A 253-nucleotide genomic window follows, 5' to 3' on the forward strand; every position below is an offset into this window, starting at 1 on the left:
GCCGGTCGGTCACCGCCTCGATCGCGGCGATCAGCGCGGGCGCCGCAGCTGGATCGCGCAGCAGCAGCCGCGGGCCGGGCACGGGGGTGAAGGGCGCGGCGACCTGCAGCTTGGGATAATAGCTCCCGCCCGCGCGCTCCCACGCATCGGCCCAGCCGTGGTCGAAGACATATTCGCCCTGGCTGTGCGTCTTGGCATAGGCGGGGGCGATCGCCGCCGGCGCGCCGTCGGCGCCGTCCACCACGATCGGGAT

The 253-nt window shown here is 73.9% G+C and carries 1 protein-coding gene; it reads right to left on the reverse strand.

The features are described from left to right. Positions 1–253: peptidogalycan biosysnthesis protein (locus AX685_RS10110; RefSeq protein WP_197418561.1), on the reverse strand; the 253-nt coding region annotated here is incomplete at both ends.

Source organism: Sphingomonas sp. CCH9-F2 (assembly GCF_001556735.1).
Lineage (GTDB): Bacteria > Pseudomonadota > Alphaproteobacteria > Sphingomonadales > Sphingomonadaceae > Sphingomonas > Sphingomonas ginsenosidimutans.